At 48.8% G+C, this 25043-nt stretch carries 26 protein-coding genes; 13 read left to right on the forward strand and 13 right to left on the reverse strand.

Features of this window, described 5'->3' with window-relative positions:
• Window positions 1-235: 235 nt before the first annotated feature.
• On the forward strand, window positions 236-1885 hold the full coding sequence (locus tag ITJ88_RS14950) for a methyl-accepting chemotaxis protein (RefSeq protein WP_195866129.1): 1650 nt from the start codon (window positions 236-238) through the stop codon (window positions 1883-1885).
• A gap of 48 nt (window positions 1886-1933) precedes the next feature.
• Here ITJ88_RS14950 and ITJ88_RS14955 read toward each other — a convergent pair whose 3' ends face one another.
• Window positions 1934-2461, reverse strand: a complete 528-nt coding sequence (locus ITJ88_RS14955; RefSeq protein WP_195866130.1) for an NUMOD4 domain-containing protein — start codon at window positions 2459-2461, stop codon at window positions 1934-1936.
• 132 nt (window positions 2462-2593) lie between these two features.
• Here ITJ88_RS14955 and ITJ88_RS14960 point away from each other — a divergent pair, with 132 nt between their 5' ends.
• A complete protein-coding gene (locus tag ITJ88_RS14960) occupies window positions 2594-3172 on the forward strand; it encodes an AAA family ATPase (RefSeq protein ID WP_195866131.1) in 579 nt (192 codons plus the stop codon).
• Window positions 3173-3208: 36 nt separating this feature from the next.
• Here ITJ88_RS14960 and ITJ88_RS14965 read toward each other — a convergent pair whose 3' ends face one another.
• The 3 genes from ITJ88_RS14965 to ITJ88_RS14975 are packed head-to-tail and all read right to left on the reverse strand — an operon-like array spanning window position 3209 to window position 5637.
• Entirely contained in the window at window positions 3209-3550 is a 342-nt protein-coding gene (locus tag ITJ88_RS14965; RefSeq protein ID WP_195866132.1) for a GNAT family N-acetyltransferase, read from the reverse strand.
• Complete coding sequence (locus ITJ88_RS14970; RefSeq protein WP_195866133.1) at window positions 3551-4597, reverse strand: DNA alkylation repair protein; 1047 nt, start codon at window positions 4595-4597, stop codon at window positions 3551-3553.
• A complete protein-coding gene (locus tag ITJ88_RS14975) occupies window positions 4594-5637 on the reverse strand; it encodes a bifunctional transcriptional activator/DNA repair enzyme AdaA (RefSeq protein ID WP_195866134.1) in 1044 nt (347 codons plus the stop codon). Before ITJ88_RS14975 ends, ITJ88_RS14970 begins: the two co-directional genes overlap by 4 nt.
• A 162-nt stretch (window positions 5638-5799) precedes the next feature.
• Here ITJ88_RS14975 and ITJ88_RS14980 point away from each other — a divergent pair, with 162 nt between their 5' ends.
• The 4 genes from ITJ88_RS14980 (at window position 5800) to ITJ88_RS14995 (ending at window position 10317) form a co-directional block, all read left to right on the forward strand.
• On the forward strand, window positions 5800-6375 hold the full coding sequence (locus tag ITJ88_RS14980; RefSeq protein WP_023466855.1) for a class I SAM-dependent methyltransferase: 576 nt from the start codon (window positions 5800-5802) through the stop codon (window positions 6373-6375).
• Window positions 6353-7042 carry a response regulator transcription factor gene (locus tag ITJ88_RS14985; protein ID WP_195866135.1) on the forward strand — a complete coding sequence of 230 codons (690 nt, stop codon included), beginning with the start codon at window positions 6353-6355 and terminating at the stop codon, window positions 7040-7042. The genes ITJ88_RS14980 and ITJ88_RS14985 overlap by 23 nt, the downstream gene beginning before the upstream one ends.
• On the forward strand, window positions 7039-8388 hold the full coding sequence (locus tag ITJ88_RS14990; protein WP_195866136.1) for a sensor histidine kinase: 1350 nt from the start codon (window positions 7039-7041) through the stop codon (window positions 8386-8388). The genes ITJ88_RS14985 and ITJ88_RS14990 overlap by 4 nt, the downstream gene beginning before the upstream one ends.
• 135 nt (window positions 8389-8523) lie before the next feature.
• A complete protein-coding gene (locus ITJ88_RS14995; RefSeq protein WP_195866137.1) occupies window positions 8524-10317 on the forward strand; it encodes an acyltransferase family protein in 1794 nt (597 codons plus the stop codon).
• Between the two features lie 49 nt (window positions 10318-10366).
• Here ITJ88_RS14995 and ITJ88_RS15000 read toward each other — a convergent pair whose 3' ends face one another.
• From ITJ88_RS15000 to ITJ88_RS15010, 3 genes are all read right to left on the reverse strand, one after another.
• Window positions 10367-11419, reverse strand: coding sequence for a copper resistance D family protein (locus ITJ88_RS15000; protein WP_195866138.1), 1053 nt, complete (start codon window positions 11417-11419; stop codon window positions 10367-10369).
• On the reverse strand, window positions 11353-11880 hold the full coding sequence (locus ITJ88_RS15005; protein ID WP_195866139.1) for a copper resistance CopC family protein: 528 nt from the start codon (window positions 11878-11880) through the stop codon (window positions 11353-11355). The genes ITJ88_RS15000 and ITJ88_RS15005 overlap by 67 nt, the downstream gene beginning before the upstream one ends.
• A gap of 63 nt (window positions 11881-11943) precedes the next feature.
• Window positions 11944-13311: a copper amine oxidase gene (locus tag ITJ88_RS15010; protein WP_195866140.1), complete on the reverse strand. Its 1368-nt coding sequence runs from the start codon at window positions 13309-13311 to the stop codon at window positions 11944-11946.
• A 247-nt stretch (window positions 13312-13558) separates the two neighbouring features.
• On the opposite strand from ITJ88_RS15010, the gene ITJ88_RS15015 reads away from it, so the two are divergent.
• The gene (locus ITJ88_RS15015) at window positions 13559-14578 is read left to right on the forward strand and encodes a hypothetical protein (RefSeq protein ID WP_195866141.1); all 1020 of its coding nucleotides are present in this window, start codon (window positions 13559-13561) and stop codon (window positions 14576-14578) included.
• Window positions 14579-14636: 58 nt separating this feature from the next.
• Here ITJ88_RS15015 and ITJ88_RS15020 read toward each other — a convergent pair whose 3' ends face one another.
• The 4 genes from ITJ88_RS15020 to ITJ88_RS15035 all read right to left on the reverse strand — a co-directional run bounded on the left by ITJ88_RS15020 (window position 14637) and on the right by ITJ88_RS15035 (window position 18381).
• Entirely contained in the window at window positions 14637-15122 is a 486-nt protein-coding gene (locus ITJ88_RS15020; RefSeq protein ID WP_195866142.1) for a FixH family protein, read from the reverse strand.
• Entirely contained in the window at window positions 15115-16488 is a 1374-nt protein-coding gene (locus ITJ88_RS15025) for a PepSY-associated TM helix domain-containing protein (RefSeq protein WP_195866143.1), read from the reverse strand. Before ITJ88_RS15025 ends, ITJ88_RS15020 begins: the two co-directional genes overlap by 8 nt.
• A 79-nt stretch (window positions 16489-16567) precedes the next feature.
• A complete protein-coding gene (locus ITJ88_RS15030; RefSeq protein WP_195866144.1) occupies window positions 16568-17014 on the reverse strand; it encodes a hypothetical protein in 447 nt (148 codons plus the stop codon).
• The gene (locus ITJ88_RS15035) at window positions 17011-18381 is read right to left on the reverse strand and encodes a PepSY-associated TM helix domain-containing protein (RefSeq protein WP_195866145.1); all 1371 of its coding nucleotides are present in this window, start codon (window positions 18379-18381) and stop codon (window positions 17011-17013) included. The genes ITJ88_RS15030 and ITJ88_RS15035 overlap by 4 nt, the downstream gene beginning before the upstream one ends.
• Window positions 18382-18759: 378 nt before the next feature.
• On the opposite strand from ITJ88_RS15035, the gene ITJ88_RS15040 reads away from it, so the two are divergent.
• From ITJ88_RS15040 to ITJ88_RS15055, 4 genes are read left to right on the forward strand one after another with little or no spacing between them, the layout of a single operon-like run.
• Complete coding sequence (locus ITJ88_RS15040) at window positions 18760-19938, forward strand: right-handed parallel beta-helix repeat-containing protein (protein WP_195866146.1); 1179 nt, start codon at window positions 18760-18762, stop codon at window positions 19936-19938.
• A complete protein-coding gene (locus ITJ88_RS15045) occupies window positions 19935-20477 on the forward strand; it encodes a nitrous oxide reductase accessory protein NosL (RefSeq protein ID WP_230088888.1) in 543 nt (180 codons plus the stop codon). Before ITJ88_RS15040 ends, ITJ88_RS15045 begins: the two co-directional genes overlap by 4 nt.
• Window positions 20474-21265, forward strand: a complete 792-nt coding sequence (locus tag ITJ88_RS15050) for an ABC transporter permease (RefSeq protein WP_195866147.1) — start codon at window positions 20474-20476, stop codon at window positions 21263-21265. The genes ITJ88_RS15045 and ITJ88_RS15050 overlap by 4 nt, the downstream gene beginning before the upstream one ends.
• A 1-nt stretch (window position 21266) precedes the next feature.
• Window positions 21267-21920, forward strand: coding sequence for an ABC transporter ATP-binding protein (locus tag ITJ88_RS15055; RefSeq protein WP_195866148.1), 654 nt, complete (start codon window positions 21267-21269; stop codon window positions 21918-21920).
• Between the two features lie 81 nt (window positions 21921-22001).
• Here the strand turns inward: ITJ88_RS15055 and ITJ88_RS15060 are convergent, their stop codons facing one another.
• The gene (locus ITJ88_RS15060) at window positions 22002-22583 is read right to left on the reverse strand and encodes a DedA family protein (protein ID WP_195866149.1); all 582 of its coding nucleotides are present in this window, start codon (window positions 22581-22583) and stop codon (window positions 22002-22004) included.
• A gap of 272 nt (window positions 22584-22855) precedes the next feature.
• Between ITJ88_RS15060 and ITJ88_RS15065 the strand changes: the two genes are divergently transcribed.
• Window positions 22856-23641, forward strand: coding sequence for an NUDIX domain-containing protein (locus tag ITJ88_RS15065; RefSeq protein WP_195866150.1), 786 nt, complete (start codon window positions 22856-22858; stop codon window positions 23639-23641).
• A gap of 47 nt (window positions 23642-23688) precedes the next feature.
• Here the strand turns inward: ITJ88_RS15065 and ITJ88_RS15070 are convergent, their stop codons facing one another.
• Window positions 23689-24537, reverse strand: a complete 849-nt coding sequence (locus ITJ88_RS15070) for a VOC family protein (RefSeq protein WP_195866151.1) — start codon at window positions 24535-24537, stop codon at window positions 23689-23691.
• 121 nt (window positions 24538-24658) lie between these two features.
• On the opposite strand from ITJ88_RS15070, the gene ITJ88_RS15075 reads away from it, so the two are divergent.
• Complete coding sequence (locus tag ITJ88_RS15075; protein ID WP_195866152.1) at window positions 24659-25009, forward strand: winged helix-turn-helix transcriptional regulator; 351 nt, start codon at window positions 24659-24661, stop codon at window positions 25007-25009.
• The last annotated feature ends 34 nt before the right edge of the window (window positions 25010-25043 follow it).

The following is a 25043-nucleotide window of genomic DNA, read 5'->3' on the forward strand; positions in this document are numbered from 1 at the left end:
CAGTCCATCAGCCTGAGAACCTATACGGTCTGTCTCAGGAGGGGTGATGGCACACCCCTACCTCAAGGCTCGGACGAAGCAGAAATGGATTGAGTCCGCCAAGCACTTGAGAATCCCTCCCTCACCAACGGTGTGGGCTTGCGGCTTTAGCCGTGGGAGTGTCAAACAAGCCGTACAACACCTTCATACATCTTGACTCTTCTCCTTCCGATAGGTACACGGGAGGAGATGTTTTATGCTTACGAAAAAACGATTACTGGCACAACAACTAAATGGATGGTTGATTCCGATCGTCGCCATCGGACTGATCGTGATCAGCGGTCTAAGCGTCTACGCTTCCTATCAACAATCCGTCGCAGCAACCGAGGAACGGCTGATGCGTGAATTGACGATGTTCGACGCGAACGTCCGGGCAACGTTTCTCGCGTATCCGGAGGACGCAACAGACCGCTCGCGTGCCATTAAACGATTGCAACAGCAACAGCGAACCGACTTATCACGTGACGACTACACGGTTCGCTTTCAAAGCCTGAACACGAGTGAGGCGTTCCGACCGTTGACACTCGAACCGACAAAACGAAAACAACTACTACAGCACTTAAAGAATACACGTACATATGCCTTTTCGTATCAAGACCAATTTCTTGTCGCGATGACGATTCCAGAACTCGATGACGTCATCTTACTGACGACCGACCGTGATAAATTAATCGCCCCTGCTCGAGATTTAGCTTGGACACTCGTCTGGGTCAGCGTAGTCACACTTGTCAGCATCAGCCTCTTGATTCGCTGGCGAATTCAGCGCCAACTGGCACCGTTATCGAAACTCGCCTTACAGATTGAAGAAGCGCATGCGAAGCGATCGTATCGTCCATTAACGCTCAAAACGACGACCTTTGAGTTACAACAGCTGACGTTTCAATACAATCAGTTAATGCAACAAATTAATGACTTAACGACGGAGATGCAACAAGCCAGTCAGGAACTTGAATCCGTCCAGCCCCACTTCTCTTCGCGCTTATCGGCGATGGATCAATCGGTGCAAGCCGTCGATGAAGTCGCCGGTTCCTTACTTGCGCAATCAACACAGATGGATCAGACAATCGTTGCCTCGACACGTTTGACGGCACAAGGACACGATGCGTTAAGCGAAATGCAAACGACACTGCTCAACAGTCAACATGCCGTAACCCGTTTTCAACAGACTGTTCAGACGAATCACACGACACTTGAGACCTTACAAGAGGAAAGCCAGTTGCTGAAGGAACAATCCACGACGACAGAGCAGATTTTGCAACAGACCTCACACCTACAGCAACAGATGGATACCTCAATCTCGCACATCCAGCGTGTTGCTGAAGAGACACGCCGTTTGTCGCTGAACGCGTTAATTGAGGCAACCCGTGCTGGAGAAGCTGGTCGTGGCTTCACGGTCGTCGCTAAGGAGGTCGAAAAACTCGCAATTGATATTAGGACGAGTACGGACCATATCCGGCAGGTCAATCAGATGTGGACGGCGGGGCTCGATCAAGTCGAACAAGCACTCTCGCAGATGACGGAACGGTTTCTTTCGACGTCACAACAACTCGAGACGGCAACGGAGCATTTAAAACAGATGCTGACTGAAGCGACGACGATTGAGACGACACTGGGTACCGTGGAACACCAACGTCAAATCGTCGCAGATGTTCAGTCGAACATGCAGGAACATCTGCAGTCCGTTCAGCAGTTGATGTCGGAGCTCTCGTCTTACAGCCAGGTGCTCGGGGAACAGATGCAACACCACGTCACCCAACAGACGGAACTGAAGACACATAGCGCCGTACTCGAGTCACGGATCAGTTCGTTGCAACAGACCGTTCGCTCGAGTGAATCGCCGGCCTAAATAAAAGGAGCGCCCGCCATTCTTGGCAAGCGCTCCTTTCCTCTGTTCTCAGCCGATATAACGTGCTTCCTTTTTATCGATGATGTTGCGAATCCGGTTCTCCGTCACCTGATACTGCTCTGCCAATTGACGAATCGTTTTCCCTTTTTCGTATTGCGCGCGAATCGCTCGAATCTGAAATGGCGACAGCGTCACATGTTGACCTAACAAGAGATCAAACTCACCAAGTAGTTCGTTATATTGCTGATCGATTGAAGGCAGGACGTCTAAATTCGACAACTGATCGTCAGCCCGTTTGCCGTTGCGTCGGACGAGTTGTGCTTCCGTGACGTCTGTCGTCAGAAAAGCTTGTGCAACAAGCATTCCGACCTGCACGCGTTCTCCTCGACCACGTTGATAAAGCGTGACTTTCCGGTAGCCTTCCCGATTGAGCCGTGGACGGAGCAAGACACCTTTTCGGCGTTGCCGGACACCGCGACACGTCACGATCGTCCGGTCGAGCGACCTTACGCGACCTAGCGACGAGACTTCATATATACCTACATAGCCGATGACGGCTTTCCATTGTTCTTGCATGATTGTCCTCCTTCAGACAAGGACACGACGGGACTTCATACCTGAATTATACCAAATTACGAACAAACGTTCTAGTGATGTCACTCGTCGGAATGTGCTATTCTTAGCAGAAAAAGGAAATGAGGTTCGTCCATGAAATTTGTCTTGTTACTTGGTCCGCAAGCGGTCGGAAAGATGACGATCGGTCAGGAAATCGAACGGTTGACGAAGATGAAAGTCTTCCATAACCACCAGACGATCGACCTGTTATTGCCTTATTTTGATTTCTCTGAACCCGCACACCATCGCTTAAAGGATACGATCCGCCGCGAAATGTTCAAGGAAATGGCGAACAGTTCGCTTGAAGGTGTCCTGTTTACATTCCTCTGTCTATTCGGCGTCGAAGGCGGCGGTCTCGAGTTCATTGAAGAGACAGTCGAATTATTCGAACAAGCGGGTGCTGACGTCTATATCGTTGAACTCGATGCGCCGGTCGCAACCCGTCTGCACCGGAACACGACCGAAAACCGATTGACGCATAAAGTAACGAAGCGCGATCTCGCTGCTTCTGAACAGAACTTACGCGAGACGGCGGACGGATATCGGACACGCTCGCTACCGGGCGAACTACCGGACGTCAACTATCTCTTCCTTGATACGGAACAGTTAAGTGCACGTGAAAGCGCTGAAGCGATTTGCGATCATTTCAAATGGTCCAAAACAACGGTCTAATCACTAAAGCCCCGTCCTGCTCAAGCAGGCGGGGCTTTAGTGATGGAGTTCGCGTGCATATCGATTCGCTTGCAACTGAAATCCGTTCCGACGCCAGACCGTCTCACTGCCTGCCTCGCCATAGACACGCGTCAGTAATAACGTCCGCGCGAGATACGATAGAATCGATGTCAGTGCTTCCCTGATGTACCCGCGCTGATCATCCTCATCCGTCGTCGTGTAACGTAAGTTTCCGGTCGATCCATTCCATGTGAAGGTAATCGTTCCGACGATCGTTCTCTCACGTAACGCATGTAGCGTCCACTTACAACCCGATTCTTCATCCGTTGCTTCGACAAACAGACGTGACGTCGTAAAATCCGGATGTCTCCCTTGCATTCAGCTCTCCTCCTCGACCTCGAACGTTGCTGTCGCGTAAGCCTCTCCGTTGATCAAAATCGTCAATGTATGTGTTCCGGGATAATGGACACGCGTCGTCATGTTCCGAAACGATTGGCGTCGTTCGACGTGTAAGACACCTTTGACTTCCCGCTCCCGCAGTTGAAACACCTTTCGACTCGTTCTGCGTTGTTTGACGTAATCGATCGCGTATTCAAGACGCAGACGTTGTTCAACGGAACTGTGCACTTGAAACGAAAATTGTAACTCCTGACCAATCGTCACCGGTGAAACGACCAAGTCCGTCACCGCGACCTCACCTTGCGTAACGTGTCCGAACAACTGCAACACGTCAGGGTTTCCGCGCTTCAGTAACGTCCGGGAGGCGTGGCGCAAAATCCAGTCCGTGTTCGGATCTGTTCCTAAGTGGCGTTCGATTCGCTCGATCAAGTATTCCGGATGTGTCTTTGAAATATCATTCAAATGATTGGCGACACTTTTTCGGACGTAGAGTGACGGATCCTGTAGTAAGGCATCAAGAATCGGTAATGCTGGACGCGGGTCAGCAATCAAACGTGGAATCGCTTGTCCCCATGGTAGACGTGGTCGTGTTCCTTCGGACGCTAAACGCCGAACGTGTTCATCGTCTGATCTTGTCCATTTAAGTGCCTGCTCGAGGAAACGTTCCTGATCAGCAAGTAAAAAGCGACGAACGGCGAACTCTGAAGTCGAATGTGGCGTCAACTTGGCAAGTGTCTCTATCGCAAGCGTCCAGTCAGCAAGGTCTGCCGTCCGTTCGACATACTCTGGAAAAACAATTCCCGGTAACCCGGTAAACTGCGGTGCGAGTCGCTCTAGCTCCCCCGCTGCATCCGGAAACGCTGGCAAGATCGTCTCTAGTGTCTCCGCCACACGACGGACGCGTTGTTTAAACGCGAGTTCTTCCCAGTCCTCCCGTTCGACTCGTCTTCGAAAATCCGGTACGTCGACCGCTGCTCCTAAGCAATCGAGCCAACTCGGTGAAAATACATCTTTAATCAAACTCATCCTTCATCCAGTCCCCTCTGTGTGCGCTCCAGTTTGAGCAATGTTTCCTTGCGTGCGAGTCCACCTGCGTATCCACCTAAATCTCCATTCGTCCGAATAACCCGGTGACACGGAATGACGATTGCCAGTTGGTTCGCTCCGTTTGCTCGTGCGACGGCGCGAACGGCGGTCGGTTGACCGATCCGGATCGCCAGCTCTTGGTACGAGATCGTCTCCCCGCTCGGAATTCGCTCGAGTTCTTCCCAGACGCGGCGTTGAAATGGTGTCCCGTACCGCATCAAGGGTGTCTGAAACGATACCGGCTCTCCTTTGAAATACCGACGGAGCTCCGCTTCAATCTGTCCAAAGACTAGTGACTCCCCGGGGACGATGACAGCGCGCGCTTTTAAACGCAATTGTTCGATTTCCCGCTCCAGTCCACGTCGGTCGACGAACTCGAGCAGATGTAAGAGTTGATCGTCGGCAATCGCCAGCATCGAACCGAGTGGTGTATCAAGCCATTTGGCGCGTAAGACCTGCCCGTCAAAGCGCGATGGTGCTTGTCCGAGAATCCGTGCCGATGCCTCACGAAAACCACTACTCGATTCATAACCTCCAGCTAACTGTCCTTCGATGACCGGCTTACCAGTCCGGATCTCCTTCATCGCAAGCCCCATCCGTCGTGCCCGAGCATACGCGACGAACGTCATCCCGAAACGCTTCTTGAACTGACGGCGTGCCGTTGATTCGTCGAGACCAAGTGCTCGGAAATCGGCCTCCTTGAATCGTTTGTCTGGTTCTGCCTCGACCGCTTCGATCAAGCGTTGAATCGTACCATGATCTCCGGGATAAGCAAGCGGATGACAACGACGGCACGGTCGATAAGAGGCAAGTAATGCCTCTTGCGCCGTCTCAAAAAACTCACAGTTCTCCGCTTTCGGTTTTCGTGCCGGACACGTCGGACGGCAAAAGATGCCGGTCGTCTTGACGCCGACGAAAAACGTCCCTTCGTACGTCGCGTCCCGGCGAACGAGCGCTTCATAATACGTGTGATGTTCCATCGCCTTCCCCTCCTTTGTCCTTAGTATACCGGCTTATCCAGTCATCATGTCGCCGAAAATCAGGCATTGATATGTTTAAGATTCACTTAAGAAACATCGTCCTGTTTTCGAAAGGGACGACGTGCATACTACATGATATACTCAACGGAAAGTAGGGTTTTCATGTTTGATTTCTTAAAAGAAGCACTTCACGCACCACTCCGTGTTGGAGCCGTCGCACCAAGCAGTCCACGTCTGGCTGAGATGATGGCACGACGCGCCGTCGCCGATCGTCCACGCCAGATTCTTGAAGTCGGAGCGGGTGACGGGGCAATCACAAAAGCTTTACTGGCCGCTCGTTCGCCGGAAACACATCTTTTGATTTGTGAACGGAGCGAAACGTTCCGTCCGGCACTCGAACAATTGCTGGCTCAAGAAACGAATGTCACCCTCTTCATTGGTGACGTTCAAGGATTATCCGATTCATGGAGCGGACAGATTGACGTCATCGTCAGTGGTCTCCCGTTTGCGTCATTCCCGGCAGCGTTACGGCATGACTTACTAGCACAGTTCCAAACGTTACTACGACCAGGCGGTCACTTCATCGCCTTTCAATACACCCGGTTCCAGTTCAAGATGTTCCGGGACTATTTCCAAGAACACAGTTATTCGCACACGCTCTACAATCTGCCCCCCGCTTATGTTTTCGAGGGGGTGCAACAGGAGGAATCTACACATGCCCACGCTCTTGATCGTTGATGATGAAGCAGATATCCGTCAATTGCTTCGACTGTATTTAACCAATGAAGGGTACGAGATCATTGAAGCCGAAAACGGTGAGGAGGCATTAGCGACTCTTGCAACGCGTCCAGTTGATGCGATGTTGCTCGACGTGATGATGCCCGTTCGTGATGGCTTCTCGACCGTTCAAGCAGCACGTGCTGCCGGTCACACGTTACCCGTCTTGATGCTGACAGCGAAACGCGAAGACATGGATAAAATTCAAGGTTTGACCTTCGGGGCGGACGATTACATCGGTAAACCGTTCAATCCGCTTGAAGTCGTCGCCCGCGTCAAGGCGCTACTGCGCCGCGTCAGTCAGTATCATGTCCCGACTACTGCTTCAGCGATTCAGGTCGGTCCGTTCACACTCAAAGAAGACGAACGCGTCATCTTTAAATACGATGTACCGCTCGCCCTGACCCGCCGTGAATTTGATTGTTTAGCGCTGTTCTTGAATCATCCGCGTCGTGTCTTCTCGGCTGACGACCTGTATGAACGGGTCTGGCAGGAGGAAGCGCTCGGTTCCGCGTCGAACGCTGTCATGGTCCTGATCCATAAGCTCCGTGACAAAATTGAGGATGTCCCAAAAGAACCGCGCCACCTCCAGACGGTCTGGGGCGTTGGTTACAAGGTTGAGCCATGAGACGGATTAAACTAACTGTTTGGATGCTCGTCTTACTACTGCTTGCTGCGCTCCTCAGTACTGCATTATCTTGGTTGTTGTCTAGCCAATTACCGATTGGCACAACGACGATTCCTCGTTATTACTATACGACAGAAGCGCAAACGATTCAGGACGTCAAACAGGACATCACTCGCTATCAACAAGGGCAAACACCGAACGGTCCTTACGAATGGGCAGTCTATGGAGCGGATGGGCGTCGTATCGCTGCGTCCGACAAATATCCGGAAGATTTGACGCCCAGTCGACTGCTCGCTGCCCAAACGCCATCGGAACGTGAGCCCTCTAACGAAGGAAAGATACGGACATTGCATCATATCGAAGCCATTTCCCTACCGAACGATGAGTCTGGTTTTTTCCTGACAGTAAAACGAGAAAAACCAACATTAAATGAATATCAAGTCGGTAATCCGAATGCCTTCTTCATTTTACAAGTCGGCTTGTTCATCCTCTTTTTACTACTCTTGACGCGTTGGATTGCCGGATTGTTCCGGGAACTCGAGCGACGACTCGAACGGTTGACGGTCGAACCGCCACCAACTGAATCACTCCCACCGGTCAGAGGACCGAAGGAGTTTAAACTGTTCGCCCAATCGATCGAACGAATCGAGCAGGAACTCCGAACGTTACGGATGCGTGATCAGGAGCGGTTCGTCGAGCAGTTGCGCTTGATCACCAGTCTATCGCATGACTTACGGACGCCCTTGACCTCAATCCAAGGTTTCATCCAGTGGCTGACGGAAAAACATGAGACGTTATCCGCGACAGAACGGACGGAGCTTCTAGCGGTCGTCACCCGCCAGTCGGAAACGCTCGCTGCCCGGATCGATGAACTGTTCACGCTCGCTAAATTATCGAACACTGATTATCCGGTCGAACGGATCTCACTCGACCTCGTGACTTTAACGGAACAAGTCCTGGAGCTGTTTCCTAGCACTTCCGCTACTGTCAATGCTCCTGCACACGCGACTCTCTTTGCCGATCCGATGCTCTTACGGCGCTTGCTTGAGAATTTGATTCGCAATGCAACACTTCACGGGACCGGGGATCTTCGAATTACGATCAAAGAAGAAACAGAAGGCGTCCAGCTGATCTGTTCGAATGCGATTGAATCGACTTATACGCTAGAGGAACTAAACGAATGGCTGACGCCGTTCGGGACGTCCGATGCTTCCCGCTCGTCTGGTGGCTCCGGCATCGGTCTGTCGATTGTTCAGCAAATCATGGCACGTCATGCAGGGAACGTCGCGTTGACTTCACAAGACAACCGCTTCATCGTGACCTGTCGTTTTCCACATGTTTCGTAAGCCTGCATCCGATGTGCGCATCGGGTGCTTTTTTGGTTAGGTTGTTACTTCTTAGACACTTCTTTGAAATTGGAATTCGATACACTAAAGACTGTTAGAAATTAGTTGTCGTTTTAAAGGAGTTGTTCGTGTCTTATGAAATCCTCGTCTCGTTCGATTACATATATGCCAGGGCTTGATGGCTTACGTGCCTTTGCTGTTCTATCTGTCATTCTCTACCATCTGTCTGTTTCATTCTTCTCCGGTGGTTTCCTCGGTGTTGATCTCTTTTTCGTCCTATCCGGTTATCTGATTACCGGTCTCTTGTTACGCGAGTGGCAAACGACCGGACGCCTCGATTTGAAACGGTTTTGGATTCATCGCTTCCGTCGCCTATTCCCAGCCCTATTCGTCATGCTGTTACTCGTTCTCGGGTACGTAACCGTCTTTGAACGCGAACTGTTGCATACGGTTCGCCAAGATAGTGCCTTTGCGCTCATTTACGGGACGAACTGGTGGTATATCTTCCATGACGTCTCGTATTTCGAGTCGTTCGGTAAACCGTCACCGATCCAAAACCTTTGGTCGCTCGCAATCGAGGAGCAGTTCTACCTGCTATTCCCGATCTTACTTTGGTTCGGAATGAAAAATCGCCGACTGTTCCTGCAATTGATGGGGGTTGCGGTCGGTGCATCCGTGCTCGCGATGGCGATTCAGTTCACACCCGGTGAAGATCCAAGTCGCGTCTACTATGGCACGGATACTCGGTTATTCGCCCTATTGATTGGGAGTCTGCTCGCGTTCGCATGGCAGCCGACTCGCTTTAAGCTCGATATTCCGACACGCGGTGTCCGGTTACTGAATCAAACAGGTGCCGTTACTTTGCCACTCTTGCTTATATTAATGATCGTCACAAGTGAGTTCGGCAGTTTCTTATACCGGGGTGGCTTTTTCCTTGTCGCCGTCCTTGCTGCGCTATTGATTGCTACAATTGCTCACCCGGCGTCGATCTGGAGTCGCTGGTTTGCGCATCCAGCACTTGTTGCGATTGGTAAACGATCGTACGGTCTGTATCTGTGGCATTTTCCCGTCATCACACTGATGACGCCGGTCGAGCAAATCGGTACGTTCTCATTGTTCCGGACCGTGCTGATCGTCGTCGTGCTTGTTGCCTTGACCGAAGGATCGTATCGCTTCATCGAACGTCCGATCCGTCAGCATGGACTGTCCGGTTACCTAAAACGTCTATCGTTACATCCGCGACAGTTACGTCAGTTTTCAACGATGCAGTGGACGAGTGTTGCCGTGTTGACGATCCTCATCGTCAGCTTCATCGGTAACTTATCGATTCTTGCTGTCTCCGATACGCCAAAGCCAGAACCTGCCTTCGAGAAAATAGCGGCGCCAAAAGAAAAACCGAAGCCGGTTCTTAAACCGACGACACCGAAAGCAACATCCGATCAGCGAAAAATCTGTCGCCCGACGCTTGCGATCGGCGACTCGGTCTTGCTCGGTGTCGAAGATTATCTCGGCAGTACGCTCAAGCAATTAACGATTGATGCGAAACTCGGTCGTCAGCTGCGAGAAGCGATTCCGCTGAGTGAGCAGTATGCCGCGTACAATCAGCACGGACGGCAAGTCATTCTACACCTCGGAACGAACGGTAGCTTCCGGAAGGATCAGTTGAACAGTTTACTCGATCAATTCGCAAATGCCGATCACGTCTATCTGGTCACTGCACGCGTCCCGCGTCCATGGGAAGCAGAAGTCAATCAGATGTTACGCGAGGCATCGAAGCGGAAGCGAGTCGAACTGATCGACTGGCATGCCGTTGCCGTCAAACATCCATCTTACTTCGAAGAGGATGGTGTCCATTTGAATATCAAGGGCGCACGTGCCTATTCGAAGATTCTTGCGAAGGCAACGAATTGCGCTGTTTCAACAAAATAAAACCACGTCAAACAAGGTAGCGGAGATTTCCTCCGCTACCTTTTCATGTTCACCCTGTCGCTAGCAATCCAAGATAAATCAGACTGACGCTGAATAAGCTTAACAAGACACCCACTGCATGGCGACGATATCCGAGTAAGAGCAGTGGTAAGCTCGCAATGCCCATCATCAAGACCCACCCGTCCCCTGCTGGACCACTGACCGGTAGTTGCCCTAGCGTCGGTTGTTCTAGACGACTGAGTGAAGCGCTCGCCATGAACAGCAATATTAAAATGATACTTTCCATCCGGAGTAGTGGACGCGGATCGTACGTTGAGTCAAAACGCAACCGACGCCTTACGAGCGTGCCATTACAGAAAGCATAGAATAAAAGCGGCAACAGCAAGAGATGCTTCAGTAACAACGCTTGACCGTATGGCACACCCCAGAGATTCGGATAACGTTCAAGCGGAATCGCCAGTTGCATCAGTAACAGACCCGACAGGATGACACCCGTAAAGGCAATCCGGGCAAACGGACTGAACCAACTTAAAAAGGCAGACCAATGAGCGGTCGAGCGGGCACCGATAGCTACCCAAAACACGACACCGATCCAAGCTGTCACACATAAGAAGTGACTAAATTGAAGTGTCCACCCGAGCGCACCGTATTTGGCCGCCGCGTGACTCGTTCCTGCGATGCCAATCCATAACGGGATCGTCAAGAGTGCGAGCAGGATGGACCGTCGCTTTTGCCACGCGAGTACAATCAATAGGAGTAAAGCAGAGAAGTAAACGACAAGAAACATCCGACCGATATGCAACTCCAGTAATCCTGTTCGAAGAGCCTCTGTCATCGTTTGCGTCGAAAGCAGAAAACGAACGGCACCGATGACTGGGATACTCGTTCCAAGAACAAGCATCCCGAGTCCCGCTAACGCCCATGACGCACCGTCCATTAATGGCGGTTTGCGTTTCGTTGAGATGAAGCGTAATACCAAATAGCCCATCCAAAGCGCACCACCCATGTAGACGAGTAGTTCTCCTAGAAACGCACTCATGTCGTGCGACGACGTAACAACAGAAGGATGACGATACTGATTAACAGTCCTCCGACGATCCATGGGAGCAGTGTCGGAACGAGTCCTTTTGAAACAGGTTCTGCTTCCGGAACAACTGCTGCTTTTGTTTCCATCGGCTCAGCCTTTTCTACGGTGCTTGTTTCAGCTTTTGTCGCACCCAGTACCGTAAAACGAATCGTTCCTTTCACCGGATGACCATCATCTGAAATCGATGCCCACTTGATCGTGTATTTTCCTTCCGTTAAAGGCTCTGAGACGACAGCACTCAGTTCATTTCCGATGATAAGTGGTTTTGCGAGAGATTGTTCGACGCCACTCGCATCTACTACACGTAAGGTGCTCGTTTTTTCAACAGCCTCACTGAACGTCAACCGGATTCGATCGACGGGTTCAGATAATGCCGATCCCTCTGCCGGATTCGAGCTTTTTAGACTCGTATGTGCTTCGACCGATATGGGCAACAGACAAATGAGGAATAGAAGTACAAATCGGATGATGCGCATGTCGTTTACCTCCTTTCTGCTTGATGTGTACAAGAAAACCCGCTGTTGCCAGCGGGTCGTCCTTTATTGTTGCGGGCGACGACGGAGTGCGAAGAATCCAAGGATCGATGCTGCTGCGATACCAAGTAGTGACCACACGATGCCTGTCGTCGATGATTCTTGCATCCCACCAAGACCTGTGTTCGGCATTCCAGATGGTGCGCCTTTGAATTTATCTGGGAACTGATCGACGATTGCTGTCGCAGTTCCTTCCCCTACGCCGTACATATGCGCGTACGCTTCGCGAATCGCTGGGTACGTTTTGTCATAATCTTTTTCATTGTAGCTATTGAAGGCAAGCAAGAGTTGGTCAATGTGAACCTTCAACCCTTCTTCCAAATCTTTCGCTTTCAAGCGTCCTTCTGTTGCTGCATCGAGGAATGCTGCCTGTTCAACACGGTACTCATCAAGTTCCTTCACAGCCATGTCGCGTGCTTGATCATCTTTCGCACCTGTTGCTTTGACATAATCAACGAAGTAGCCGATATGGCTCGACCAAATCTTTTTGAATTGTTGCGCTGCTTCGCTACCATAAACAGAACCAATCGAAGCAGTCAGGTCATCCGTATTTTGATTCAAGGCACCAGCTGCAGCATCAAAGTCTTTTGCTCCGTCAATCCCTTTTTGCATTGCGAGCACTGCAAGCGCCGCGTGCTCCGAGAAGTTCCGGTTCAGTCCAGCACGAAGATCGGCTGCTGGTGTATCAACTTTCGTATTTTTGAATTTATCCGGGTACTGATCGACGATCGCACCAGATAACCCTTCTCCCACCATATACATATGCTCAATCGCTTTACGTAGATTGCTATAAGCAGCGTCATAATCACCCGCTACATAGCTATCAAACGATGTTAACAGTTGTGTGATATGGACTTTAAGTCCGGCTTCCAGATCCGCTGCCTTCAGACGTCCTTCTGTTGCCTTATCAAGGAATGCAGCCTGTTCGACGCGGTACTCATCCAAATCTTTTAGTGCTTTTTGTTTCGCATCTTCATCTTTTGCTCCGGTCGCTTTGACGTAATCGACGAAGTAACCGATATGGCTCGCCCAGATTTCTTTGAAGGCAGCGCCTGCTTCCTCCCCGTAGACTGATCCGACAGCTGCCGCTAAATCATCCGTGTTTTGATTCAAGGCACCCGCTGCTTGTTCAAAATCTTCTTTACCATCGATCCCTTTTTGCATCGCAACGACTGCGAGATATGCGTGTTCAGATAGAATTTGATCAAGTGTCGCTCGCAAATCCGATGCTGGGGACGAGACGTCCAGTGAGACTTTTCCTGAACTATGAGACATCTTACTATGGTCCTCATTACCGTGAGCACTGACACCTGCTACTGGAATCAACAATGCGGCACTAAGCGGAACAGCGAGATACGACTTTTTCATCTTCATCTTATGAACACCCCTTTGATTTTTATGGACTTCACATAGATAACGTAACAAGTTCATAAATAGTTTTATTTTTTTACTTTTTTTATTTAAAATATTTTTTTGTCAGAAATACATTCATTTATTACTTTAATTATTTTTAGTTTTTATTTACTCATTTCAAGAAATAAACAACTTATTTTCTAACGATTTCATTAAAATCTTCTTATCACCATATCTTTTATTTCTTATTCAGAACAGGAGTGGACTCATGAAACGGATCGTCATTGGCGCATTACTGGCTTCTCTCGTCGTCTCACAAGCAATTGGACCAGTCGAAGCAAAAAGTAAATCGAAAAAGAAACCTGTCGTGCAGGTCGATCAAGACAAAAATGGTATTCCGGACGCTTGGCAAAAACAATATCATTTGGGATATGGAAAACAAGTCGCAACAAAAGATTACGATCGCGATGGTTTGACGAATACTCAAGAGTATCAACTTCGCCTCAACCCTACAAAATCGGATTCTGATCAGGATCGGATCAAAGATGGACAAGAGGATGCGGATCGCGATTCACTAACAAACACGCAAGAATACAGTGTACGTCTCAATCCATTGAAGAAGGATTCTGATCAAGATGGTATTTCTGATGATAAAGAAGACCAAGATCAGGATCGATTGACGACACGAGAAGAGTTCATCGTCGGTACGCAACCACTGACAAAAGATTCAGATCGCGATGGTATCAAAGATAACGAAGAGGACCGCGATCAAGATACACTTTTGAATGAAGACGAATTTGAACTCGGTTCTGATCCAACAAAAGCCGATAGCGATCAGGATGGAACACGAGATGATCAGGAAGATACGGATCAAGACGGCGTTCAAAATAATCAAGAACTCAAACGGATCATAATCAAAGTAACGGATACGAACAAGAAAAAGTTCGAGTGGCGCTACAGTAATGAACACCAACGGAAAGAACTCCGTTTTAAAGATGAGATCGGTATCACTGATGTCGCGACGTTAAAAGACCGCCTTCTCGTCACGCCATCGATGACGGAAGAGGAATTAGTAACGTTAGTTGCACAAGCACTTCAATTGCCAAATATCAAAACGTTACACGTCCAGATCAAGTTCTATAATGGACAGGAACTCAAATCAGAAGATGAGCACTCGGATGACGATGATTCTTCGGATTACTCAGATGATGATGATCAAGATGATGATTCAGACAATCATGGTGACGATGACGGGGATGACCACGGAGATCATGGTGGTGACGATTAATCATCTATACGAAAAAGAGAGAACGGAAAATTCCGCTCTCTCTTTTTTCATACTCCTATTAATGATGATGACCGCTACTGCCACCAGCTGGTTTTGCTCCACCTTGTAAAATCTTCAAATCTTCTTTCGATAACTCACCGACGATGAACTGTTGCGTTGGCATGATCATATCGCCGTTGCTGCTCGCATGTGCTTTGACATAATACAAGCCAGACTTCGGAAGTGCTTTTGCAATCGTATAGACACCCGGTTTCGTTTCCTCTGCCGGTTCCATACTATAGCGTACGGTTCCGTCCGCTTTCCAGATTTCAAAGTGGACGTAGTCGACTTGTTGAGCCGGTTTCGCTTCACGCCAGACCGTCGCTTCGAACGTCTGCTTTTTCTCCGCATCCGGTTGTACGTCTTTTGGGACATTCATTTTGATTGATAACGGCTTAGATACGACATATTGTGCCGCTGCATCGGAGTCGACCGCACAGCCAGCAAGACTCGTCGTCGTGACGAGCAGTCCGCCGAGCACGAGTGTTTGCATCGATTTACGCATTGAAGAACCTCCTTACACTCGGAATACGACGGATGACGAGGAAATCGAGTAGCCAAACGACGAGCAACGAAAGTCCGACGAGCGGGAAGACGATCCCAAGTACGACGAGTACCGCAAGGAATCCTTTTAACATGAATGCTTTCGGACCTTTTGGCGCCCCCATTCCCTTACTTGGTTTCCGCTTCAGCCAGAGATAGAAACCACTGACTGCCACGAGAATGATTCCAAGACAAATCAAGAGACTGATCAATTGGTTGAACCAGCCGAATTCCGTTCCTTTGTGGAGCGTGATTCCGGTCGCGACGATTTTCCCGACGATACCATAGTTGTCATAACGGTAGTCGGCGAGCACGGCACCGGAATATTGATCGAGATGGATCGTCGCTTCATCCTGTGCTTTCGCTGGATACGCGGATAGTGTATAGACACCGCTCGGATCACTTGGAATACTGATCTTGAAGCTTGGATCCATCCCTTGCTGTTTGCCGATCGCAACGATATCATCGATGGAAGCTGGAACAGTTCCTTCGACTTTCGATTGCGGCACATCAAGTGTTTCGGCAGCCCACGGGACTTCCGCGATATCCTTCGTTTGAAGTGTTGACGTCGGTGCATCGCCACCCCAGATCGACGGTGGATAGCCAAGTCCTTGGTTCGTGACAAGTGACTGGAAGTTCGCTCCCCAGAAGCCGGACCACGGAAGACCTGTCAAGATGAGGAACAGCATCCCTGCTGTAATCCAAAATGCAGGAACCGCGTGAAGATCACGACGGAATAACTTCTTACCTTGACGAAGACGCGGGAACAAAACACCTGACAGTCCCTTTTGCTTGCGTGGGAACCATAAGAATAATCCTGTCACGATCAAGACGATTGCCCAACAAGCAACGAGTTCGACAATTCGGTCACCGGTCGTCCCTGCCATCAGTTCTCCGTGGATTTCTTCAATTTTGTTCATGATTCGATCGTCGTCCGATAACGTTCCGATGATTTTCCCAGAGTATGGATTGACGAAGACTGTCGCCGACATCTTAGGTGACGAGATGTTCACTTCACTGGATCGATCGTCCGATTCACCCGGTCGGTATGACGTAACGAGCGCGTCCGGATACTTTGCTTTGACGCGATTGATCTGTTCCGTCGCCGTGATGCGATCTGCTTTTGGTGTGACTTCATAATACGATTGATACAGGACGTTTTCGATTTGTGGCTTAAATAGATAGATCGATCCTGTCACGGCAAGCATGACGAGGAACGGTGCAAAAATGATACCAGCATAAAAGTGCCACCGCCAAATCGTCCGGTACGCTTTGTTAGATGACGTCGTGACTTGTTTCTCTTCCGTCATCGCTTGCGGTTGATTCATGACATTACCTCGGTTCTCTAAAATATTCATATGACATCATGAAGGTGAGGTCGCTCATCGCTCGCTCACCTTTACATGATTAATGATGATGATGTCCGTGTCCACTACTCGTTGACACGTTCGACTGAAAACTTGCTTGTGCGTCTTTGAAATCCGCGTCAGACACCTTTCCGACACGAACGAGTGTTTTGGGCGTATAAACGGCTTGACCTGAGTGCACCATGCCGTTGACGACATAGATTCCTGCCTGCTTAAACGGAACACTACTGACATAATGTCCTTCCCGATGTGTCGTCTCGAATGTTTCCGTTTCCTCACTGCCGTATGGTGTCACTTGAACATGAACTTCATCGACATTGTCAGGATGTTCGATCTCAACGGACACCGTCGTATTAGCAGGTGACTCCATTTTTTCCGGTGCATACAAGCCGACTTTCATCGCGACCGGAGCCGCTTTCGTCTCGAACTGACAGCCCGCTAATAACACGGCACTCCCAATCATGACTGTCGTAACGATTCGTCTCATGCCGCCACCTCCTCTTCCCCTGTCCGGCGACGGAACAGAATGAAATCAAGAATTAAGATCGCAAAGACGGAAAGCGCTGCGAGTGGCATCGTCAGACTGATCAGGACGATCAGCAGTGCGACGATTCGTTTGACACGCTGGTCGACGGCACGTTTTGGTGCCGATAATTGACCCGCGCCATTCCGGCGTTTCCACCATAAAACGAACGAACTCACGACAATGAAGATCAAACCGAGACATAGTGCGAGTCCAACGAGTTGATTCAATAGACCGAAAAGACGTCCTTCGTGGAACCCGATTCCCATCGAGATGGCTTTTGCCATGAAGCCATAATCGGCAAACGTGACGTTCGACAAGACATTGCCCGAGTACTGATCGACGTTCATCGTTTTTTCCTTCAGCGGCTCACTATGCAAGGAAGAGAGTGTGTAAACCCCTTGTTCTCCTTGTGGCAAGCTGATTTGATAAGGTCGCTCCATACCAAGTTGTTTTGCTTGTGTTGCGATGTCCGTCACTGACAACGAGATCGGTTTTGCCGGTCCAGAAGTCGGAACGACATCGTTTTGTGTTGCCCATGGAATATCTTGTGCGATATCCTTCGTGACGATTTGCGATTGCATCGTCTCATCCGGACCAAAGGCATACTGTGGGAAGTTCGAGTTCGTCTTCGTCGCAGCCGTGTTGATCCATTCGCCTGCTACACCAGACCAGGCTAGTCCAGAACCGATGATGATCAGAAGACCAAGCGTTGACCAGACAGCAACTGATCCATGCAGTCCCTTCCAGAAGTTACGTGATCCTTTCGACTTCTTGAATGAAGGGAGAAACACACGTTTAAAGCTCCCTTGTTCCCCACGCGGCCAAAATAGATATGTACCTGTGATCAATAAGATGATCGCCCAGCTAGCTGCCAGTTCAACAAGCAGGTTCCCGACTTTCCCCGCGAACAGTTCTCCGTGAATCGTCTTGATGAAGCCAAGAGGTCCATCCCCCATCCGTTGTCCCGTTACTTCTGCTGTGTACGGATCAACATAGGCATATCCAGCTTCTTCCCCAACTTGAATCCCCATCCGTATCGTCCGATCCGCATCTTCAAATTGACCGATCGACGTGATCGTTGCTTTCGGATACGCATCCTTGACCGCATCTATCTGTTTTTCAAGCGTAACGGGTTTTCCTGTTTCTTGTGTGAAAATCATATCACCATATAAAGCATCTTCAATTTGCGGTTTAAAGAGATAAATCGATCCTGTGACAGCTAAAATGATAAAAATAGGTGCAAAAATAATACCTGCATAAAAATGCCACCGCCACATCGATTGATACCAACTCTGCCGCTTTCTTCTGACGTGTTGTTCTTCTTTCATCGTGATCCCCCTTGACCCCAATTAAATATGTCCACTCTGTGAACACCTCTTAGTATAAGCGGTTACAAACCATTTTTAGACAGCTACCTGTGACGATAAATTGCCAATCCGGTGTGTAAATCAGGTGTCTTTTAAGAAGTGTTTACCGTCATTTTTTGACAATGATTTCACTTTTTTTATGTATCATTTCTTATTTCAGAAAACATACTTCTTTTATAAAATTACGCTTCTTATAGTATGTCATCCGGCAATTTCCATTTAAAAATAGTATGTAGAAAATATGAATTATTTAGGTGTTAATCACTAACTAAATGACACATTTTTTCATGGATGTTTTTGTATACTGTGTCAGTAACCGTTTCCATAAAGGGGGAATACATGCGCTATCTATGGATGATCCTACTCATCATGATTCTGTCATCTCCATCGACTATCTATGCCGAGCAACAGACAGTCGTACAAAAATCGATTTCCTTACATACCGGTGAACACTTTGATGGTCAAGGACAGACATTCGCTTCCTGCGATCAACCTGCTTTTCAGATAAACGGAACGGATGTCCAATTGACAAATGTTCACATCAAAATGTGTCCAGGCACGAAACACCCTGCTATTTTGATGAAACAATCTAGTGGTAGCCTGCATCACATTTCGATTGATACCTCGCATGTAGGAATCCAGATGACAGACGGAAAACGAATCGACCTTCAAGACATTCAAATCACGGGGAATAAACAAAAAGAGGGAGTCGCCATATTCGACGGACGTCACATCTCACTCGAACACATTCAGATCAATCGGGTGCGTGACGGAATCTATGTCGAAGGTGGAAGCGATATTACGATGAAAAACGTCGAGACACAACAATCTCGCTACGGCATTCACTTGATGTTCCCGCGTCATGTCTCCATCGATCGTCCACGAATGTCGAAGAATCAGGCAGGTGCGATGATTATGGGAACCACCGATGTCACGGTTTCAAATGGTCGGATGATTGATCAAAAGAGTGCATCCGGTAACGGGTTCATGTTGTTCGATGCTAAACAAACAGTACTTCAATCCAATCGTGTAACGGGGAATCGAGTCGGGATCTATGCCGAAAAATCGGAAGATACGAAAATCATGAGCAATGACATTCAAGGCAATGTACTGGGTTTTCAATTGAAACAAGCCAACGGGATGATAATCTCTAAAAACGATGTCCGGGGTAATCGCTATCCGGTGACGATGATTGATTCTGCAGACAATCAATTAGAAGGAAACGACTGGGATAGCCAGACACTTGATCTGAATGGAGACGGTAATAGTGAAATCCCTTATCGCACCGATCCTTATCTGTTCTTGCTAACCGATCAATATGAGGCACTCGAACCGCTCTACGGTTCCCCTGGCCTATTCATATTAGGTCATCTGTTACGAAGTCCAGAGGAAGTCACATTAACAGACGCTACCCCGAAACATCATGCGTTTGACTTGAAATGGCATACCAATTTGCTAGGTTTCTGTTTAATTGGAGCAACATTACTATTATGGATTTTAGGGAGGAAACGAATATGAATACAACAAAAAAATGGATGACTGGATTAATGATCGGCGGAGCGAGTGTAGCTCTTGCTGCCTGCTCAACTGCTTCTGCCGAGCCGTTTGAGATTAAATGGGGAAAAACGGAATGTGAAGTCTGTAAGATGAAAGTGACCGATCGTCAATTCGCTGCGGAAGCAGTCATGGAAAATGGAAAAGGATACGCGTTTGATGATATCGGGTGTCTGATGCGCGACTGGTACCCAAAACAAAAAGAAGATAAGATCGCCGCGATGTACGTCAAGGATTACAAGACGAAAGCATGGGTGGAGTTAGAAGACGGACATTACGTCTACGATGAGATGGCAAAAACGCCGATGGCCTACAATATCGTATCATTCGGTAAAGAAACGGATGCCAAATCTTACATGAAGGATCATGGTGGAAAGCTCATGGATCTGGATGATTTGAAAAAGCATGACTGGAAACGCGGTAAGATGGAAATGAAAATGGATGGAGAAGATAGCGAGATGAAGATGGACGATAGTTCGTCTGATGAAGGACATAGCCATTGATTCGTTTTTGGCGCGTCGAGTGGCATCGCACGCTTCGTCAAAAAGAAACGTACTTTTTCCTGATCGCGTGGCTCGTCGTTTTAATCTTACTCGGGGGTCTCAGTCAAGCGCTACCCGTGGCAACGGATTACACGAATATCAGCTCGACGCTCCTGACGATCATTGGATTGATTTTACCTCTATTCGTATTACTGATGACCGCCGTTCAATGGGGCAGTGAACGAGAATCAAAGCGCATCCGGCTCTATCTGACGTATCGCATTCACCCGTTCCGATTGATTTGGACACGGTTTTCGACGTTTGTCACGACACAATGGATCGTCTTGCTGTTTGCAATCGGTGTAGCATCATTTTTTGTATCCGTGTCTACTCAAGCCTGGCTTGGACTCTTTCTGTATGCTGCCGGGCTGATTGTTTTTTGCGCCGCTCTTGGTACATGGATTGGAACATGGAGTCGTTCGCGTCTTCATGCTGTCATCATTGCCTTTTTCACTTGGGTGTTCCTTGTCCTTCTTTGGCCGACCTTACTTGTCACCATCGTCTCGTTTTTTCCTTACGATAGCCAGTTGACGACAATAATCGTCAGTACACTGTTGAACGGAACAGAACTGCTGCGGATTTTCATGACTGCTCGGTTAGCTGCGCCTGACGTCTTTGGTGGATTATTCGAGCCGTTCATGGGGGTCTTAGCTGGCGGAAGAGGCATTTTGTTGCTTGTTGCCTATCTGATGCTTTCAAGTGGTCTCTTTTTGTATTTAGCCATGCGGGGAATGACAAAGGAGGACTAACATGATTTACTTTCAAAATGTCGGCAAACGTTACAAGAAGACGTGGGCGTTACAACCAATGTCCGAAACGCTACAAGCTGGTACGATCCTTGCTTTAAGTGGACCGAACGGTGCCGGAAAATCAACCATTTTAAATCTACTCACTCGCTCGATTCGTCCGACTGTCGGTACCATCCAAATGGATACCACATCTGTCGCTTTCATGCCGGATGATTTCGAATTTGAAGCCATGTGGACCGTCCAAGAAACCTATGTCTATTTGACAGCGATGCAAGGTGAAGAAGCAGACCTATCTATTTTAGAGCGCGTAGGTCTCTTCGAACATCGAAACAAAAAAATCTCAATGCTTTCTAAAGGCATGCGTCAACGTCTATTGCTTGCCCAAGCCCTCATCACTCGCCCCACTATTCTTTTACTGGATGAACCGACGAACGGATTAGACCCTAGCTGGATGAACATGTTATCCCTCCTCTTACGTGAGGAAGCCGAGCGAGGTTGTACGATCGTCCTTTCAACACACCAACTCGATATCGCCTCTCAACTTGCCGACGAAATCTGGTGGCTCGATCAAGGAGTCGTCCAAGAAAAAATCGTAGTGACTGATGCTTCTGTCGCCTATGATCGTTTAAGTCATCACTTTCTCCATCAATCGTAAACGAGATGTGCGATTCCGCTACACAAAAAGATCCATCCATTCAGCTTCTGCTCATGGATGGATCTTTCTTATGGCATCACTTTACATCGAAGACCTCTCTTCTACCGCATCTTTTTGACGACGATGATGCACGATACCGATGACGGCAATCCCGATCACGATGATCACGACAGAGCCGACGATTCCTGGATTCACCTGCAACCAGTTCCACAGTTCCGACCAGGTGACGGCTTCTCCGATCCGGACGATCAAAAAGGTCCAAAGACCTGTATACACGCCTGCTGCTAAGAACGTCATTACTAAATAGCGTGGTAACGGATAACCGAGGAGTCCGGCGACATAATGAATCGGGTGTCTGACTCCGGGTAAGAAGAACGATAGTCCGATTGCCCATAATCCCCGTCGTTCAATGATTTTTTCTGCTCGCTCCAAGAAACGTGATTTCATCCAGCGTTTGACGAGCGGAATCTCACGGAAAAATCGAGCAAGTAGATAAAACCACGTAAAGGCGATGAAGAAGACCGGCCAAGCGGTCAACCAGATGACGATCGGGTACATCCCCTCTCGTAATCGAAGTGCTGCAAAACTCATCATCAAGACATCGTCCGACAATGGGGTGAACATGATTCCGCCAGCCAGGCGGACGAGTGCCATGATATCCATCACGTATCCCTTCTTTCTGTTTCTCTCTATATTCAGTATCCCCGATTTTTCTGAAGTTGAGCCCTATCCATTTCTTAAGTTCTTCTTTAGTTACACTTTTCTGATCAAAAGAGATCATCATTGATGATTTAAAGTCACGTAGACCGGAGGACATGTATGCGCAATCGTTCAATAAAACATCCTTTTCCCACATCGAGAAAAAGGGTTTCATCCATCCGTTCGAGAAGGGGTACAACGTACATCTGAACGCTCATCTGATAGGAGGAATTTCCATGTTACATCGCCGGAAGACCTATACGATTCGTCCCGAACGCCTAGAAGAATTCACTGAGTTTTTCCATACCTATTTGTACCCGCTCCAAGTCAGTCATGGTGCCCGTCTTGTTGGTCGCTGGGTGACCGAGGCAGAAGATGAAGTCATCGCCATTTGGGAATACCGTGACCGCGAACACTTCGAACAAGTCGATCGTGATGTCCGCAACAGTGCCTTACGTCGCGAAGCGATGAAGAAGCGCGCGCGCCTCGGCAAAAACCTCTATATCAAATCCTATGAAGATTTCATGACGTCGACTGGTACGTATGCTCCTCCTCGCGCGATCGTCAGCGTGACCGCGTATATCACGAATGATGCCGGTGAAGTCTTACTCGTTCGCAATCTCCACCGGGGTGATACGTATGAGATGCCGGGTGGACAAGTCGAAAATCATGAGTCGATTCTTGACGCCATCAAACGGGAAGTCAAAGAAGAAACCGGTGTTGATGTCACAATCGATGGGATTACCGGAATCTATCAAAATGTCTCAAGCCACGTCCTGTGCGTCTGCTTCCGCGGGAAAGCGGTCGGTGGTGAACTTACGACACAAGAAGGTGAAACGACGGATGTCGGCTTCTTCCCACTGACACGTGACTCGCTGAAGGAGTATATCAAACGGGAACACTTCCAGTTGCGGACGCTTGATGCGATGGATCCACACTACTTCCCGCATGCCTTATATAAAGTCAGACCGTATGAACTGATCAGCCGGTATGACGGCAATACGACGTCGTCGTCACGGTAAACCAAAAATCCCCTTACAGTGTTTTCACTGCAAGGGGATTTTTTCGGTTACGTTGTTAATCGAGCGGTAATTCCAGCATCATCGGTGACATAGACATCGCCTGCTTGATTCGTAACGGTATAAGCAGAAGACTTCAACGCCTCGCTCGCTGCTTGAAGCGTCGCTTGATCCGGATAACGTAGCGTCCAGTAGACAAGTCCAACCGCATCTTCCGGATTCGTCGGTGCGTTGACTCCAGACCAGACGTTCAGACCGATGTGATGGTGATAGCCACCGGCAGCAACGAACAACGCACGCATTCGCGAAGCGTCAGCGGCCACTTCAAAACCAAGCGTCTCGACATAAAATGTCCGCGCTGCTTCGAGTGTCTTGACGTGGAAATGGACATGTCCCATGACCGTCTCGCTCGGCATGCCGTACCAATCTTCTTCTCCCGCTTCGACGAGCATGCTTTGCCAATCGACGGGATCCGTCGTCATCTTAACGTCGCCATTCGCTTCATACGTCCATGTCTCACGTGGACGATCGGCATAAATCTCGATCCCGTTCCCGTCTGGATCCGACAGATAAAAGGCTTCACTGACGAGATGGTCACCTTGACCAATCTCGATTCCTTGTTCGATCAAATTCCGGATGACGAAACCAAGTTCTTTTCGGCTCGGTAGCAAAATCGCAAAATGGTATAACCCGGCGACCGAGTTCGGTGGAAAACGGCGGGCATTCGGATGGACTTCAAGTTCAACGAGTGGTGTATCTTGTGCACCAAGTACCGTTAGCTGATCCGTTTGCGTCAGCACGCGTAATCCAAGTGACGTTGTATAAAATAAAATCGAACGATCGAGGTCCGTGATTCGCAAGCGAACAGGACCGAGTGTGATTTGTGGATGAATGGACATCTTGTTTCCTCCTTCAATGAAATAGCTCGTATCCCTATTATTACGCGGAAGCGATCGAAGCGGAAGTAGGCACGAATAAGTGGTATAGTATCCTAAACGATACCATGAAGGAGGAAGACCGATGGAAGAGACACCAAGCTGTCGCGTCGAGACAGCACTCGAAATCTTGACCGGAAAATGGAAACCGTCGATTTTACTCGTCTTGATCACACACGGAACGCTCCGCTTCAGTGAATTGAAACGACAATTGCCGAACATTACGCAAAAGATGCTGACGGCTCAACTACGCGAACTCGAACTGAACGATATCATTCATCGCGAGATTTATCAGGAAGTTCCCCCCCGCGTCGAGTACTCGCTGACGGATTATGGTCGGACGCTTATCCCGGTTCTTGACGCCATCAATGCATGGGGTGAACAACATGTCCTCCATCTTGAACAGAAAGAAAAATTAGCATCTGCCTCTCAATGAGAAATCCATTTCAATGTGATTTCTCATTTTTTAT

The sequence above is a fragment of the Exiguobacterium abrahamii genome, assembly GCF_015645365.1.
GTDB lineage: Bacteria > Bacillota > Bacilli > Exiguobacteriales > Exiguobacteriaceae > Exiguobacterium_A > Exiguobacterium_A abrahamii.

What these genes read in the sequence shown, in the direction of transcription:
- ITJ88_RS15040 (WP_195866146.1), top strand. Translation starts at nt 18,760, where the DNA reads ATGCGCTATCTATGGATGATCCTACTCATCATGATTCTGTCATCTCCA.
- ITJ88_RS15025 (WP_195866143.1), bottom strand. Translation starts at nt 16,488, where the DNA reads ATGAATCAACCGCAAGCGATGACGGAAGAGAAACAAGTCACGACGTCA.
- ITJ88_RS15015 (WP_195866141.1), top strand. Translation starts at nt 13,559, where the DNA reads ATGAAACGGATCGTCATTGGCGCATTACTGGCTTCTCTCGTCGTCTCA.
- ITJ88_RS14990 (WP_195866136.1), top strand. Translation starts at nt 7,039, where the DNA reads ATGAGACGGATTAAACTAACTGTTTGGATGCTCGTCTTACTACTGCTT.
- ITJ88_RS15055 (WP_195866148.1), top strand. Translation starts at nt 21,267, where the DNA reads ATGATTTACTTTCAAAATGTCGGCAAACGTTACAAGAAGACGTGGGCG.
- ITJ88_RS14970 (WP_195866133.1), bottom strand. Translation starts at nt 4,597, where the DNA reads ATGAGTTTGATTAAAGATGTATTTTCACCGAGTTGGCTCGATTGCTTA.
- ITJ88_RS15035 (WP_195866145.1), bottom strand. Translation starts at nt 18,381, where the DNA reads ATGAAAGAAGAACAACACGTCAGAAGAAAGCGGCAGAGTTGGTATCAA.
- ITJ88_RS14955 (WP_195866130.1), bottom strand. Translation starts at nt 2,461, where the DNA reads ATGCAAGAACAATGGAAAGCCGTCATCGGCTATGTAGGTATATATGAA.
- ITJ88_RS15045 (WP_230088888.1), top strand. Translation starts at nt 19,935, where the DNA reads ATGAATACAACAAAAAAATGGATGACTGGATTAATGATCGGCGGAGCG.
- ITJ88_RS14985 (WP_195866135.1), top strand. Translation starts at nt 6,353, where the DNA reads ATGCCCACGCTCTTGATCGTTGATGATGAAGCAGATATCCGTCAATTG.
- ITJ88_RS15010 (WP_195866140.1), bottom strand. Translation starts at nt 13,311, where the DNA reads ATGAAGATGAAAAAGTCGTATCTCGCTGTTCCGCTTAGTGCCGCATTG.
- ITJ88_RS15075 (WP_195866152.1), top strand. Translation starts at nt 24,659, where the DNA reads ATGGAAGAGACACCAAGCTGTCGCGTCGAGACAGCACTCGAAATCTTG.
- ITJ88_RS15070 (WP_195866151.1), bottom strand. Translation starts at nt 24,537, where the DNA reads ATGTCCATTCATCCACAAATCACACTCGGTCCTGTTCGCTTGCGAATC.
- ITJ88_RS15000 (WP_195866138.1), bottom strand. Translation starts at nt 11,419, where the DNA reads ATGGATCGTCGGAGGACTGTTAATCAGTATCGTCATCCTTCTGTTGTT.
- ITJ88_RS15030 (WP_195866144.1), bottom strand. Translation starts at nt 17,014, where the DNA reads ATGAGACGAATCGTTACGACAGTCATGATTGGGAGTGCCGTGTTATTA.
- ITJ88_RS14960 (WP_195866131.1), top strand. Translation starts at nt 2,594, where the DNA reads ATGAAATTTGTCTTGTTACTTGGTCCGCAAGCGGTCGGAAAGATGACG.
- ITJ88_RS15060 (WP_195866149.1), bottom strand. Translation starts at nt 22,583, where the DNA reads ATGGATATCATGGCACTCGTCCGCCTGGCTGGCGGAATCATGTTCACC.
- ITJ88_RS14950 (WP_195866129.1), top strand. Translation starts at nt 236, where the DNA reads ATGCTTACGAAAAAACGATTACTGGCACAACAACTAAATGGATGGTTG.
- ITJ88_RS15065 (WP_195866150.1), top strand. Translation starts at nt 22,856, where the DNA reads ATGTTACATCGCCGGAAGACCTATACGATTCGTCCCGAACGCCTAGAA.
- ITJ88_RS15005 (WP_195866139.1), bottom strand. Translation starts at nt 11,880, where the DNA reads ATGCGCATCATCCGATTTGTACTTCTATTCCTCATTTGTCTGTTGCCC.
- ITJ88_RS14975 (WP_195866134.1), bottom strand. Translation starts at nt 5,637, where the DNA reads ATGGAACATCACACGTATTATGAAGCGCTCGTTCGCCGGGACGCGACG.
- ITJ88_RS14965 (WP_195866132.1), bottom strand. Translation starts at nt 3,550, where the DNA reads ATGCAAGGGAGACATCCGGATTTTACGACGTCACGTCTGTTTGTCGAA.
- ITJ88_RS14980 (WP_023466855.1), top strand. Translation starts at nt 5,800, where the DNA reads ATGTTTGATTTCTTAAAAGAAGCACTTCACGCACCACTCCGTGTTGGA.
- ITJ88_RS15020 (WP_195866142.1), bottom strand. Translation starts at nt 15,122, where the DNA reads ATGCGTAAATCGATGCAAACACTCGTGCTCGGCGGACTGCTCGTCACG.
- ITJ88_RS14995 (WP_195866137.1), top strand. Translation starts at nt 8,524, where the DNA reads ATGAAATCCTCGTCTCGTTCGATTACATATATGCCAGGGCTTGATGGC.